This window comes from Arthrobacter sp. SPT-J7 (assembly GCF_059089965.1).
Map to the genome: position 1 here is coordinate 1 of NZ_JBNHFF010000075.1, position 13,278 is coordinate 13,278.

General features: G+C 65.8%; 11 protein-coding genes. 7 read left to right on the top strand and 4 right to left on the bottom strand.

The genetic code is table 11. The annotated features are described in order from the left end of the window. The 5 genes from AC5RWX_RS23455 to AC5RWX_RS23475 all read left to right on the top strand — a co-directional run. The coding region (locus AC5RWX_RS23455) for a Gfo/Idh/MocA family oxidoreductase (protein ID WP_494098700.1) at positions 1 to 898 on the top strand (898 nt) is incomplete at its 5' end. A gap of 24 nt (positions 899 to 922) precedes the next feature. Next, a complete protein-coding gene (locus tag AC5RWX_RS23460) occupies positions 923 to 1,888 on the top strand; it encodes an NAD-dependent epimerase/dehydratase family protein (RefSeq protein WP_494098701.1) in 966 nt (321 codons plus the stop codon). Beyond that, a complete protein-coding gene (locus AC5RWX_RS23465) occupies positions 1,885 to 2,790 on the top strand; it encodes a 5-dehydro-4-deoxyglucarate dehydratase (protein ID WP_494098702.1) in 906 nt (301 codons plus the stop codon). The genes AC5RWX_RS23460 and AC5RWX_RS23465 overlap by 4 nt, the downstream gene beginning before the upstream one ends. Next, the gene (locus AC5RWX_RS23470) at positions 2,790 to 3,896 is read left to right on the top strand and encodes a mandelate racemase/muconate lactonizing enzyme family protein (RefSeq protein ID WP_494098703.1); all 1,107 of its coding nucleotides are present in this window, start codon (positions 2,790 to 2,792) and stop codon (positions 3,894 to 3,896) included. The genes AC5RWX_RS23465 and AC5RWX_RS23470 overlap by 1 nt, the downstream gene beginning before the upstream one ends. A gap of 52 nt (positions 3,897 to 3,948) precedes the next feature. After that, positions 3,949 to 5,403, top strand: coding sequence for an aldehyde dehydrogenase (NADP(+)) (locus AC5RWX_RS23475; RefSeq protein ID WP_494098704.1), 1,455 nt, complete (start codon positions 3,949 to 3,951; stop codon positions 5,401 to 5,403). A 116-nt stretch (positions 5,404 to 5,519) separates the two neighbouring features. Here AC5RWX_RS23475 and AC5RWX_RS23480 read toward each other — a convergent pair whose 3' ends face one another. The 4 genes from AC5RWX_RS23480 to AC5RWX_RS23495 are packed head-to-tail and all read right to left on the bottom strand — an operon-like array spanning position 5,520 to position 11,357. Further along, entirely contained in the window at positions 5,520 to 6,641 is a 1,122-nt protein-coding gene (locus tag AC5RWX_RS23480; protein ID WP_494098710.1) for a M24 family metallopeptidase, read from the bottom strand. Between the two features lie 53 nt (positions 6,642 to 6,694). Beyond that, the gene (locus AC5RWX_RS23485) at positions 6,695 to 8,809 is read right to left on the bottom strand and encodes a DUF6807 family protein (protein ID WP_494098705.1); all 2,115 of its coding nucleotides are present in this window, start codon (positions 8,807 to 8,809) and stop codon (positions 6,695 to 6,697) included. Then, positions 8,809 to 10,029 (bottom strand): acetylxylan esterase, encoded by a 1,221-nt coding sequence (locus tag AC5RWX_RS23490; RefSeq protein ID WP_494098706.1) that lies wholly within the window; start codon positions 10,027 to 10,029, stop codon positions 8,809 to 8,811. The genes AC5RWX_RS23485 and AC5RWX_RS23490 overlap by 1 nt, the downstream gene beginning before the upstream one ends. A gap of 53 nt (positions 10,030 to 10,082) precedes the next feature. Then, the gene (locus AC5RWX_RS23495) at positions 10,083 to 11,357 is read right to left on the bottom strand and encodes an ABC transporter substrate-binding protein (RefSeq protein WP_494098707.1); all 1,275 of its coding nucleotides are present in this window, start codon (positions 11,355 to 11,357) and stop codon (positions 10,083 to 10,085) included. 384 nt (positions 11,358 to 11,741) lie between these two features. Between AC5RWX_RS23495 and AC5RWX_RS23500 the strand changes: the two genes are divergently transcribed. Together AC5RWX_RS23500 and AC5RWX_RS23505 are read left to right on the top strand one after the other, a co-directional pair. Continuing rightward, positions 11,742 to 12,686 (top strand): carbohydrate ABC transporter permease, encoded by a 945-nt coding sequence (locus tag AC5RWX_RS23500; RefSeq protein ID WP_494098708.1) that lies wholly within the window; start codon positions 11,742 to 11,744, stop codon positions 12,684 to 12,686. Next, the coding region (locus AC5RWX_RS23505; RefSeq protein ID WP_494098709.1) for a carbohydrate ABC transporter permease at positions 12,676 to 13,278 on the top strand (603 nt) is incomplete at its 3' end. The genes AC5RWX_RS23500 and AC5RWX_RS23505, both read left to right, overlap by 11 nt.

Consider the following 13,278-nt stretch of genomic DNA (forward strand, 5'->3'; position numbering starts at 1 on the left):
CAAAGTCACCTCCGTCGACTTCAGCTGGGTCCTGGACACCGTGCACGGCGCCGATTACTTCCGCCGCTGGCACCGCGAGAAGAAGAACTCCGGCGGCCTGCTGATCCACAAGGCTTCCCACCACTTCGACCTCGTCAACTGGTGGATCGACGACGTTCCGGAGCGCGTGTTCGCCTCCGGCGGACTCAAGTTCTACGGCGACAAGAACGCCGCCGAGCGCGGCCTTGGTCCCCGGCCCGAGCGCGGCACGCCCGATGCCGATGCGCCGGCTACTGCAGAGAAGGATCCGTTCACCCTCGACCTGCGGGAAGACGAGCGGCTCAAGGCGCTCTTCCTCGACAACGAGCACTACGACGGCTACCGCCGTGACCAGGACGTCTTCACCGGCGGCATCACCATTGAGGACAACCTCGCGCTGGTGGTGGAGTACCAGGGCGGCCCGCGCCTGAGCTACTCGCTGAACGCCCACAGCCCCTGGGAGGGTTACCGCGTAGCGGTCAACGGCACCGAAGGCCGCGCCGAGCTGGAGGTCGTGGAACGCGCTGCGGTCACCAGCAGCACGGACACGAAGACCGTAGTGGACCCGAGCGCAACCCCGATCGAGGAGGATGACGCCATCCGCCGCAACGGCGAACGCCTGGTGGTGCAGCGCCACTGGGAAGCCGCCTATGAGGTGCCGATCGTCAACGGCGAAGGCGGCCACGGCGGCGGCGACGAACTGCTCCTCTCGGACCTCTTCAACGGGCCGGGCGAGGATCCGCTGGGACGCCCCTCCGGGTACCTGGACGGGCTGCGTTCCGTCTCTGTCGGCATCGCCGGCAACCGCTCCCTCGAGTCCTCCGTGCCCGTACGCATCGAGGACCTGGACCTCGGCGTCGACCTCCGCCGCGGCAACTGACGCACGGGCTGTGAAGGAACAATCATGAGCAGAATTTTTGTCACCGGCGGTTCCGGCCGCCTGGGCCGCAGTGTTGTGGCCGGGCTTGCCGGCAAGGGCCATCAGGTCATCTCGGTGGACCGCGACGCCGTCCCCGCTGACCAGCTGCCGGCCGGTGTCGTGCAGGAAACTGCCGACCTCCTGGCCCCGGGGGAGGCGCTGCGTCTCCTTAGGGAAACCACGCCGGACGCCGTCATCCACCTTGCGGCGATAGCGGTACCGTTCAGCGCGCCCGAGGACGTCATCTTCGCCACGAACACGCGGCTCGCCTTTGCCGTGATCAGTGCGGCGACGGAGGTGGGCGTGCAGAAGATCGTGACCGCCAGCAGCCCTACCGTGCTGGGTTACGGTTGCCCCGCAGGCTGGCTGCCGCCGTCGTTCCCGCTTGATGAGAGGACCCCGCCGCGTCCCTGGAACGCGTACGCGCTGTCCAAACTCATCGCAGAGCAGACAGTCCAGACTTTCGCTGCCGCCCAGGGGGAGAAAATTCGGTACGCGGCCTTCCGCCCGTGCTTTGTAATCTCGCCGGAGGAATGGGAAGGCGCCCCGACGCAGCAGGGCCACACCCTCGCTGAGCGGCTCGCCGATCCTGCGCTGTCCGCACCCGCACTGTTCAACTACGTGGATGCCCGGGACGTGGCGGACTTCCTGGACCTGCTGCTGGAGAAAATGCCGTCCATCCCCAACGGGGAAACCTTCTTTGTGGGAGCTGCGGATGCCCTCGCCACCGAGCCGCTGGCGGAACTGATGCCTAAATTCCTGCCCGGAAGCGAGGCCCTCAGCGCAGGACTCGCCGGCACCAGCCCTGCCTTCTCCATCGCCAAAGCACAGGAACTCCTGGGCTGGCACCCCACGCGCAGCTGGCGCACTGAACTGAAGTCCCACCCCACCCTCAACGACCAGAATTCTGCGCTGGTCACCGCCGGCAGCGGAGCCAAGGAGACACCATGAAATTCGACGGCGTACTGTTCTTCCCCGTCACCCCGTTTACGGCCGAAGGCGACGTTGACGTAGAGCTGCTCAGGGAACACATCAGCTCCCGCCTTCCGTTCGGACCCGGCGGTGTCTTCCCCGCCTGCGGCACCGGCGAATTCCACGCCCTCAGTATCGAAGAAGTCCGCACCGTGGTGACGGCCGCCGTCGAGGTTGTAGCAGGAAAGGTTCCGGTAGTAGCCGGCGCCGGCGGTCCGCTGGGCCACGCCATTGCCTCCGCCCGCGCTGCTGAAAAAGCCGGCGCTGACGCCCTCCTCGTGCTGCCGCCGTACCTGGTCACCGGCCCCACCGACGGGCTCGTGGCATACATCGAGGCCGTGGCCAGCGCCAGCAGCCTGCCGGTGATCGTCTACCACCGCGGCAACGCCAAGTTCACCGCCGCGTCCATGGCGCGGCTGGCCGCCAACCCCAAGGTGGTCGGCTTCAAGGACGGACTGGGTGACGTGGGCCTGGCCCAGGAAATTGTTTCCGCGGTCCGTGCCACCGGACGCGAGGACTTTGCGTTCTTCAACGGCCTGTTGACCGCCGAACTCACCCAGGGTGCCTACCGCGGCCTCGGCATCCCGCTCTACTCCTCGGCCGCCTTCGCGATGGCCCCGGAGATCGCCAAGGTCTACTACGACTCGTACATGGCCGGCGACGAGGACCGCCGCAACGCCCTGCTCGAAGGCTTCTACGCACCGCTGGTCCGCCTCCGCGACCAGACCCCGGGCTTTGGCGTTTCGTTGATCAAGGCGGGCCTGCGGCTCGGTGGAATGCCCGTTGGCTCCGTGCGTCCGCCGCTGGTTGACCCCACCGAGGAGCAGCTGGTGCAGCTGAAGGCCATCCTCGCCAAGGGCTACGAGCTGGCTGGCCGCTGATGAGCGCCCCCGCAACTGTTGCCGTCCGCACGGAGCCGCGCATCACGGGCTTGAAGACCCGGCTCATCACCGTTCCGCTGCGCCGCAGCTGGGGCGTGGAGGCACCGGAAAACCACGTGATCGTCACGGAAATCCACACGGACGACGGCGGCGCGGGGCACGGTTTCTCCTGGACGCCCACCATTGGTCCGCAAGCGGTTAAGGCCCTGCTGGATTACGACATCGCCCCGTTCATCACCGGGCTGCCCGCCAACACGGAGGTTGTGTGGGACGCGGTGTGGAAACGGCTGCACGAGGCCGGCGGCGGGGGACTGACCACCATCGCAATGGCAGGAGTGGACCTGGCCCTCTGGGATCTCCAGGCCTCCCGCGCCAACACTTCCGTCACCGGACTCCTGGGACAGCGCCAGGAGTCCGCGGAGGTGTACGGCTCGGGGGTGAACCTGCACTACAGCCTCGAAGAGCTCGTAGCCCAGACTGAGCGGTGGGTTGCCGCCGGGCACCAGGCTGTAAAGATCAAGGTGGGCAAGCCCGACATCCGCGAGGACGCCGAACGGGTGGCGGCGGTCCGCTCCGTCCTGGGCCCGGACCGGAAGCTGATGATTGACGCCAACCAGCGCTGGGACCTGCCCACCACGCTCAAAGCCCTGGACGTCCTGTCCGGGTTTGGCCTTGAGTGGCTTGAGGAGCCCATCCGCGCGGACGACCTCTGGGCCTACCGGAGGCTCCGTCAGCACTCGCCCGTGCCGATCGCCCTCGGTGAAAACCTGCACACTATCTACCGCTTCCGCGATTTTATTGAAGCGGAGGCAGTGGACATCATCCAGCCGAACATCATCCGGGTGGGTGGCATTACGCCGTTCCGGCGCATTGTTGAGCTCGCCCGGACCAACAGCATCAAAGTGATGCCGCACCTGCTGCCGGAGCTGTCCGGCCAGTTGGCGCTCACGCTGGCGGAGCCCACCCTGGTGGAGGACGTGGAGGAGGCGTCCTTTGAGCAGCTGGGGATCCTGGCCGGCCCCCCGCCGGTCCGGTTCAGCAACAGCCGGCTGACGCTCACCGACCAGCCCGGACTCGGCTTCCGCTTTCACGACGACGAAGGCTAAAGCAGATTAACGCAGACTCGATGAATCCAGACACGAAGAACAGGTACCTCAAGTGACAACTGCAACCCTTTCCCTGTCCGAGCTCACGGACGCCGCCACGGAGGCCGCCAAGACCTCCGCAGCAGCCTCCGACACGGAACGCGCCGCCTGGCTCACGGCCGTGGCCGATGCACTCGACGCCAACGCCGCAGAACTGGTGGAGATTGCCGATTCCGAAACGAGCCTTGGCGCAGCCCGCCTCACTGGCGAAGTGACCCGGACAACCGGGCAGCTGCGCCTGTTCGCCCGCGTGATCACCGAGGGGTCCTACCTCGAAGCCGTGATCGACCATGCCGATCCCAACTCCACGCCACCCAAGCCTGATCTTCGCCGTATTTTGCGGCCCATCGGCCCGGTTGCGGTGTTCTCCGCATCCAACTTCCCGTTCGCTTTCTCGGTGGCCGGCGGAGATACGGCTTCCGCCCTGGCCGTGGGTTGCTCCGTCATCGTCAAAGCCCACTCGGGCCACCTGCGCCTCTCGGAGCGGACCGCCGAAATCGTGGCCGAGGCACTGTCTGCCGCAGGAGCGCCGGAAGGCCTCTTTGCCCTGGTATCCGGCCGTGAGGTGGGAACCGCGCTTGTGCAGGATCCCGCCATCAAAGCGGTTGGCTTCACCGGCTCCATCCCCGGTGGCCGAGCCCTCTTCGACCTTGCCACGTCCCGCCCCGAGCCCATCCCGTTCTACGGTGAACTCGGCAGCCTGAACCCAGTCGTCGTCACCGGGCAGGCCATGGCGGAACGCTCCGCGCAGCTGGCCGAGGGGCTGGCGGGCTCCTTTACCCTTGGCGCCGGCCAGTTCTGCACCAAGCCTGGCCTGGTTTTCATCCCCGCCGGAACAGATTTCGCCGCGAAAGTGGCGGAGGCCAGCAAGGACAAGCCAGCCCTCGGCATGCTCACCACCCGGATCGCCGAGGCGTACCCGGACGGCCTGCGCAGCTTTGCTTCCGTGGAAGGCGTGGATGTGGTGAGCGGCACCGTGGACCAGGATGCGGTGTCCGATGGGGCCGCCCCGGTGGTCTTCTCCACCTCCGCGGCGAAGGCTTTTGAGCGCCCAGAGGAACTGCTGGAGGAGTGCTTCGGCCCCACCACCATGCTGATCGAATACACGGACCAGGAGGAGCTGTCCGCAGTCCTGGCCAAGGTACCGGGCAGCCTGACCGCCACCGTGCACGCCCAGCCGGGCGAGGACGTTTCCGGACTCGTGGAGCAGCTGTCCAACCTGGCCGGCCGTGTCCTCTTCGACGGCTGGCCCACCGGCGTGGCCGTCAACTGGGCACAGCAGCACGGCGGTCCCTACCCGGCCACCACCTCGCTCTTCACTTCAGTTGGTGCGACGGCGGTCCGCCGGTTCCAGCGCCCCGTTGCCTACCAGGACGCGCCCGAGACGGTCCTGCACCCGGCACTGCGCGAAAGCAACCCGCTGGGCATCCCGCGCCGGGTCGACGGGGAACTGGTGCTTCCGCAGTAACGCTCACTCACTTGATGTTGCTTCAACCGAAACGCTCTCTCAGTTGGTGCCGCTACGACGGCTACAACTGAGAGAGCGTTTTGCGTTCTACTGCAGGATCTGCAGGAGCGTTCTGCCTAGAGCTGGAGGGTGTCAGGCCGCTCGAGCCCGTTCACGGTGGTCGTTGGCCAGCGTTGGTCGACCGTGAGGACCTGCAGGCCGGATTCGGTGAGCTGGACCGTGTCCTCGATTTTTACCGCGGGCCCGGACGGGTTCCAGGTGAAGGCCTGGTTCATGACCACCGTGTCCGTCGCCGCTGCGGTGACCCGGGGGTCGCGTCCCGCGTAGCCGGCAGGCCCGCCCTGGTGATGCAGTTCCCACTGCTCAGCGCCGAAGCCGTGCCGGGCGTAGGCGGACTGGATCTCGGCGAAGATCCGGTCCAGCCGGGCGCCGGGGACGGTGGCGTCAAAGATGTCGGCTTCCACTGCTGCGATGCGTACCTCGGCATCGCGCTCTTCCGGTGTGCCGGCGTCAAACCTTATCCAGCGGGTAATGTTGGCGACCAAGCCGTCCCTGCGGGCGCACACCACTGCCATGGCCCGGCGGCCCAGGGGCGAGTGGGTAGCCAGCGGGTGCCGGAACTCACTCCGGCTGCTGCCGTTGCACAGCAGGACCAGCGGCTCGGCACCGGTGGCCACTACCCGGGCGGCCAGCGTGGATACCAGCTCGAACTCTGTGGTGTCCGGCCGGGCCGTTGAGAGCACGTCCGTCATGATGGCCGCGACGTCGGCGCTGAGGCGGGCATAACGCGCGCTTTCAGCCGGGAGTAGCTGCTGGCGGGCCGCGCGCAGCTCAGCGGCCACGGCTGCTTCGGCCAGCGGTGTGACCTTCCCGGATGTGCCGACGGCGGCGGCCGCCTCGTGCAGGTTGCCGTACCACGGCACCGAGTGGAGGGTGACACCGGAGGGCAGTTCTTCGGCAGCGATGCGGCCGGCTTCATTGTTGAAGGTGACCAGGTGATCGCCGTCGCGGTCCACGAGGACGGCTGCAATGGGATCGCCCGCCAGGCTGATGTGTACGCGGCTGCCGTCCAGGTACCAGGCCAGCGCCGTGTGTGTGGTGAGCAACAGGGAATCCTGGCCCTTGGCGTCGAGGATGTCCAAAACCCGGTTCCGCTTGATGTCGCGGTCCTCCGCGGAGGCTGGCGCCACCCGGACGGCCCGCACCGCGACAGGGTCTGACGGCGAAGGGTCCATCATCGCAGTGCCGCTCCCTCTGCCCGCACGCGGTGTGGTGTCTGCTGTTGTCTGGCTCATGAACGGTTCCCCTGCCGGTTGATCAATGCTTCGATGTCTGCTGTGCCCAGGATGCCGTCGGCCACAAATACGGTGATGCTGCGATTCACGGGAGTGCCCGGTTCTGCGATGAGCGGGGTGTCCCAGGCGAGCGACCGGCCCACTCCCGGGTAGCCGTCCACCCGGACGAACCAAGGGTCGGTGGAACCTTCCGCCACCACGAAAACGAGGGTGGCACTGCCGTCTGGTATGCCACCGACGGACGCACCGGCGTCGAGCGTTCCCGATTCGAAGGTCCCGGCCCACGCGAGCCAGGGCGCCACAGAGCCGTGCACCTCGGACTCACCCGCGCCGGCCGGTGTCCAGACGGCGGCGCTGTCGCAGGCGGGCAGCCGCCAGAAAAACCCGCCGTAGCCGCCTTCGTGGCGGCCGTTGGAACCGGGGCTCCCAAGGCTCACCGGCTGGTCCCCGGCGGGGGAGAGGACGAAGTCCAGGGACAGCTGCCAAGCGGAAGAGCTGACGCCGGACCAGGTCCAGGTCCGTTCCTCAACCAGGACGGGCGCGCCGTCGGGTCCGTTCCAGCTCAGGGTCTCCTGCAGCCGGCCTTCCTGGCCACCCGATACGGCGGCCGTTTCTTCGATGGAGGTTGCTGTGCTGGTGATGCTGCCGTGGTCCGGGCGCCAGGCGTATTGCCCGGCTTCGCGAGTGTAGGTACGCCCGCCCCAGAAATTGATGCCGTCCACGTCCTGCAGGGCCACGCCGACGCCGAGGTGCCACACGTGGTCCAGCGGCTGGTGGTCCGTCACCACGGTGCCTTGAAGGGTACGTACCGGGTGCAGGTAGGGCCGCGGCGACGAGACAGCGCGGATACGGCTGCCGTCCTGGTACTCGGCGATGGCTTTGCCATCCAGCATCAAAGTTCGGACCGACGGGAGTTTCCGGGCCCAGGGCACTCCAAGTTCGGCGAAGGTGGCTTGTGCCTTGATGGCGCGTTCGATCAACGTGCCGATTCCGTGGACTACAGGATGGGCGTCGTCGCCTTGGCCTTCCCAGGTGATGTGGCCGGTGCTGATGGGCTGGGGTGCCGGCGCCGTTCGGATGGCCTCCAGCACCGTGGTAAAAGCGCCGGTGTTGGGCAGGGAACACAGCAGCCGGGCCCCAGTGGAGCGGGCGTCCAACAGGTTCTCCAGCAGGTCAGTGCGGCCGAAACTCTCACGGCGCTCGCCGTCCGCGGTGCTGATGACCACCTCGTCACGGGTGTAGAAGAGCGTGACCTCGCCGCGCGTTCCGTGTACGGTGACGGACGGATCCTGCTGTTCGGGCGCGCACAGCGTCAGCCCGCAGAGCAACGTGGTGCCCCCAGTGGTGCGGACGCGGATGATGGAGGTGTCATCACTCTGGGTATCGTGTGCCCGGTAAAGGTCTGTCTCCACCGATTCCACGTCCGCGAGCGTGTGTGCTCCCGCCAGGTGAAGCGCGGTGGCTACGGCGTGGGCGAGGGCGTTGGTTGCCACGCCGTCCACCACGTCGATGCCGTTAAGGCTGCGCTTCCCGGCCCAACGCGAACGCTTGAAGTAGGCCTTGTTCCGCACCCACTGTCCCTTGGCGCTCAGGCCGAGGACGTCACCGACGCTGCCGGCTTCCACCAGGCTGCGGATGGCAGGCATCGCGTGGGAACCGAGGCTTTGGAAACCCACCTGGACCAGCCGCCCGGCGGTATCTGCGGCTGCCAGCACCTCCTGGAACTGAGCCAGGGACGCCACCGGCGGCTTCTCCACGTAGACGTCCTTGCCCGCTGCCAACGCCGCGAGGGCCAAGGGGGCATGCGTCTGGATGGGGGTGGCAAGGATAACGACGTCGACCCCCGGGTCCGCTGCCAGCAGCTGTCCCAGATCATCGAAGACGGCTACCGACTCTGCCAGCCGTCCCTCTGCGGGAGGAGCGGGGTCCGCGACGGCGACCAGTTCCAGGGCTCCGGCTTCCTCGAGCCGGGCAAGGTTGGCAAGGTGGCGTTCGCCGAATCCATGGACGCCCACCAGGGCTATCCGGGGAACGGCTGCAGGGTCCGGCGCTTGCGCTGCACGGCCGGTGGGGGCGGCGCTGTTCTCCGCGGTGGCGGATCGGTGAGTCATCAGGAAGTTCCTCGAGGGCTAAAGGTGGTCTGGAAGTCGAATGTGCCGGCACCTGCCGGGCCGGGTGTGCCCGCCTGCCTGGCGTGCAGCGTGGAAGACAGGAAGTCGAGTGCTTCCTCCTGCATCCGGGCCGTGAAAACATGGCCACCCGGCCAGAAGCTTCCGGTGTAGTTCCCGGGGCGGTGAAGTGACCCCAGAATATTGTCGGCGTCGCGCATGCCGTCTTCGGGAAAAAGCTCATCGGCCAGCGCGTATTGAACCAGCAGGCCGCCCGCGCCTGATCTTGCCGTAAGCTCAGGCCAGTCACCCAGCCGCCACAGGCCGGGGGTCTGCAGCAGCCACGAATGCGCGTCAAGGTGGGCTGGAAGAAGCGACTGGAAAGTGGCCATCATGCAGGTCACCACGTAGCTGCGGATCCGCGGACTCAGGGCGGCAAGGGCCACGGAGCGGCCGCCGCCACCGGAGAAGCCGATGCAGCCCAGCCGGTCCGGGTCCACGTCCGGCAGTCCGGCAAGAATCTCCAGGGCCGCCAGGTCGTCGTGGGCCACCATGCCGGCGAGGCTGGTGCCCAGCAGGCCAGCGGTCTTGGCTACGGTTTCCTCGTGAAATGCAGCGGCGGCGTTGTATTCATCAGCTTCGGAAGGCACGACGCCGTCCTGCCGCCACTGCGCCTGCCGCGCTTCCAGCGCCGAGGCCGTCCGCCACGGCGGAACGGAGAGATCGAAGCGGCGGCTGCCCCAGGCGAAAGTGTCGTGGGCGAGGACGGCGAAGCCCCTTCGGGCCACCTCCGTGGCGAGTGCCCGGCCGTCGTAGTGGCCCGCCCGGGCGCTTTCCGCCGAGGGGTGTGATTCCGGCAGTTCCACCAGGCGGTCCGCCCCCCCGAACTTGTTGCCCCCGTGGCAGTGCAGGGCAAGGACGCCCGGCAGGGGGCCGGAAACGCCGGCCGGCCGGATAAGCCAGCCAGTGGTGCGGGGGCCGAATGCCAACTGCCAGCTTAGTTGGGAGGTGGTGACGCCGTCGTACGTTCCCTCCCAGTGGACCGTTACCTCCGGCCGCTGCGACGCGCCAGGTACCCCGAGCGCGTCCGCGAGTTCCTGCGACGCCTGTGTGGCGGCCTCGTACCGGGGGTGTTGCTGAACGTAGGCAGGCCAGTCCCCGTAGCCGGCTATCGCGCTCGGCCGTGGCGGCCGGGCATCGGTCAGTTCGGCGTCAGGGCTCACTGGCCTGCCTCCTGTTCTGGTCTTTTGTAGTGCGGAATTGTCCGTGCCTGGGGTCAGCCCAAGTTCGAGTTGACCTCTTGGATGAAGGCCTTGGCAGCGTCCCGGGGGGAGGTCTTTCCGAACAATACATCCGTGTTGAGCCGGTTGATGACCTCCATGGTGGCCGACGATCCGGCGGGGAAGGGCAGCGGCGGTTCGATCTTCATCTCAGCCACGCGGTCCAGGTATTCCGCTTCCTTCTGCTGGGATTCCTTGAGGAGAGGCGTGATGGCGGCCTTGAGTTCCGTGTTGGCAGGCATGCCCCGGTCGCTCTTGATCTTGGTAGCCGCGTCCACGTTGTTCACCAGGTAATTGATGAACATGGCTGCTTCCTTGGGGTGCGCCGACTTCGAGGAGATGGCGTATTCCATGGAGGACCGCAGCCAGGTGCCCGGCTGCTTGCTCTCGTTCGGCAGCTTCATCATGACCAGCGGTGAGCCCGAATACGAGTTCATCTGGTTGCTCCAGGAGATCTTCATGCCCTGCTTGCCCTGGCCCATCAGCGTCAACTCTGGCTGGGCGGAGTTGTCTTCCACGGTCTGGGAAGCCGAGGGCGCGGCGCCGGACTCCATCAGCTTCTTGTTCATCTCGAACCACTTGGTGGCGGTGTCCTCGCTGATGCCCAGCTTCTTGCCGTCATCGGTGTAGAGGTCCTCGCCGTGCTGGCGCGCCCACACCGCAAGGAAGGAGTCATTGGTCATGGGGGTGGTCCCGAAGGTTCCCGCAGGAGATTTTTTGGTAATCTCTGCGGCGATTTCGGCGTAGTCGTCCCAGGTCCAGGTCTCGTCATCGGGCAGCTCCACTCCGGCGGCCTCGAAGACTTTCGGGTCGACCACCATGGACATGGAGTTGACGCCGGCGGTGATGGTGTACTGCTTGCCATCGATCTTGCCGAGGTTCACCGTGCCGTCAGCGAACTTTGACGTATCAATCTGGTCCTTGACCTTGACCTTGTCCAGGTCCAGAAGCACGCCCCGACTCGCGTATTCGCTGGGGTAGGCGCCGCTCATGGCGAAGACGTCCGGGGTGGTGCCGCCGGCGATCTGGGTGGCCATCTTGTCCCAGTAGGAACTGAATTCAGTGTTCTCGCCCTGCACCTTGATGGTGGGGTTGGCCGCCTCGAAGTCCTTGATGCCTTCAAGGGTGGTCTTCGCGCGGGAATCGTTGCCCCACCAAGCGAAGCGGATGGTGACCGGATCTTCAACCGTCCCCACCTTTCCGGCTTCCGGGCTGCTGCCGCAGCCGGTAAGAACCAGTGCCAGCGCTGCTGATGCGCCGGCGACTGCCATTGACGACTTTTTGAGACTAAACCGCATTGTCCTGCCCCTAAGTTAGTGTTTTTGGTTGAAGTGACGTCGATTACAGAAACCGCTTTCTCAAAAACTAACAAAGGGCTATACAAGAGTCAAGAAACCGTTTACTTTGGTACCGAGCCGCTTTTGAACCGGACCGGACCACCGCCAGGTGGCGCGATGGATGATCGCCACTCCTGGTCCGCTTCTCCCGAAGTAGGGCCAGAAAGGCGCCGTCCCTTTATCGCTCCGGCGATACCAACCCGTGGAGGCCACGATGACCAAAGGAGACCACATGGCCGCTAAACACATACCCAGGGCCCCGCGCCCGGCTGGAATGCCGGCCGCAGCGGGCCTGCTGCCTGGAACGGGGTTGCCGCAGTGAGCGCCATCAGCGAGCTCAGCTCGCTTTCCCGGAAGAAGGGTAAGGCGACCCCGGAAGAGAAGAAGGCGAACAGCCGTGATAACAAGGCTGCCTATATCTTCCTGCTGCCGTGGCTGGTAGGCCTCGTGGCCATCACAATCGGCCCGATGCTGATGTCCCTTTACCTGTCCTTCACGGACTATAACCTTCTCCAGCCTCCGGAATGGGTCGGTTTGGAGAACTTCACCCGGATGCTCACGGACGCCCGGCTGCACAACTCCCTGGGCGTGACCTTCACGTACGTGTTTATCGGCGTCCCGCTCCAGCTGGCCGTGGCGTTGCTGATCGCCCTTGTCCTGGATAAGGGCCTGCGCGGGCTGCCGTTCTACCGCTCGGTGTTCTACCTGCCGTCCCTGCTGGGCGGATCGGTGGCCGTTGCCATCCTCTGGAAGCAGATCTTCGGCACTACCGGCCTGGTCAACCAGGTCCTTGCGATGTTCGGCATCCAGGGACCGGGCTGGATTTCGGACCCCAGCACGGCCCTTGGTTCCATCATCCTGCTGCACGTGTGGACCTTCGGCGCCCCCATGATCATCTTCCTGGCAGGCCTGCGCCAGATCCCGGTGATGTACTACGAGGCCGCGAAGGTTGACGGCGCCACCACCCTCCAGCAGTTCTGGCGGATCACGATGCCGATGCTGAGCCCCATCATCTTCTTCAACCTGGTGCTGCAGATCATCGGTTCGTTCCAGTCGTTCACGCAGGCGTTCATCGTCTCCGGCGGCAACGGCGGGCCCTCGGACTCCACCATGTTCTTCACCCTGTACCTCTACCAAAAGGGATTCGGCCAGTTCGACATGGGCTACGCGTCCGCCATGGCCTGGCTCCTCCTGGTGATCATCGGCATCTTTACCGCCATCAACTTCATCGCTTCTAAGTATTGGGTTTTCTATGACGACTAAGCTTGAGACGCTGCCCACCCCGGAGACTGCCGGCGCGGGCAAGCCAACGAACGGCCGCAAGCCCAAAGCCAAGGAGTCCCGGGGCACCCTGGCGTTCAGCAAGGCGCAGCGCAGCAAGGCGCTGATGAAACATGCCATCCTCATCCTCGCCGGCGGGCTTATGATCTACCCGCTCCTGTGGATGGTGGTGTCCTCGCTGCGGCCCAACGAGCTGATCTTCCGCGAGCCCGGCTTGTGGCTCAACAGCCTGGAGATGAGCAACTACACATCCGGCTGGTCCGCCCTGACCCACCCCTTCGGCCACTACATGATCAACTCGGCGATTGTGGTCATCGGATCCATCCTGGGCAACCTGATCTCGTGCTCGATGGCCGCGTATGCCTTCGCCCGGCTGCAGTTCACCGCCAAGAAGCTGCTGTTCGGCATCATGCTGCTGACCATCATGCTTCCTTTCCACGTGGTGATCGTCCCGCAGTACATCCTGTTCTCACAGATCGGCTGGGTGAACACCTTCTGGCCTCTGATCGTGCCCAAGCTGCTTGCAACGGAAGCGTTCTTCGTCTTCCTGATGGTGCAGTTCATCCGCGGCATT

Excerpts from the sequence above, each read along its gene's own strand:
- AC5RWX_RS23470 (WP_494098703.1), top strand. The coding sequence starts at position 2,790 with ATGAGCGCCCCCGCAACTGTTGCCGTCCGCACGGAGCCGCGCATCACG.
- AC5RWX_RS23480 (WP_494098710.1), bottom strand. The coding sequence starts at position 6,641 with ATGATGGACCCTTCGCCGTCAGACCCTGTCGCGGTGCGGGCCGTCCGG.
- AC5RWX_RS23495 (WP_494098707.1), bottom strand. The coding sequence starts at position 11,357 with ATGGCAGTCGCCGGCGCATCAGCAGCGCTGGCACTGGTTCTTACCGGC.
- AC5RWX_RS23465 (WP_494098702.1), top strand. The coding sequence starts at position 1,885 with ATGAAATTCGACGGCGTACTGTTCTTCCCCGTCACCCCGTTTACGGCC.
- AC5RWX_RS23485 (WP_494098705.1), bottom strand. The coding sequence starts at position 8,809 with ATGACTCACCGATCCGCCACCGCGGAGAACAGCGCCGCCCCCACCGGC.
- AC5RWX_RS23460 (WP_494098701.1), top strand. The coding sequence starts at position 923 with ATGAGCAGAATTTTTGTCACCGGCGGTTCCGGCCGCCTGGGCCGCAGT.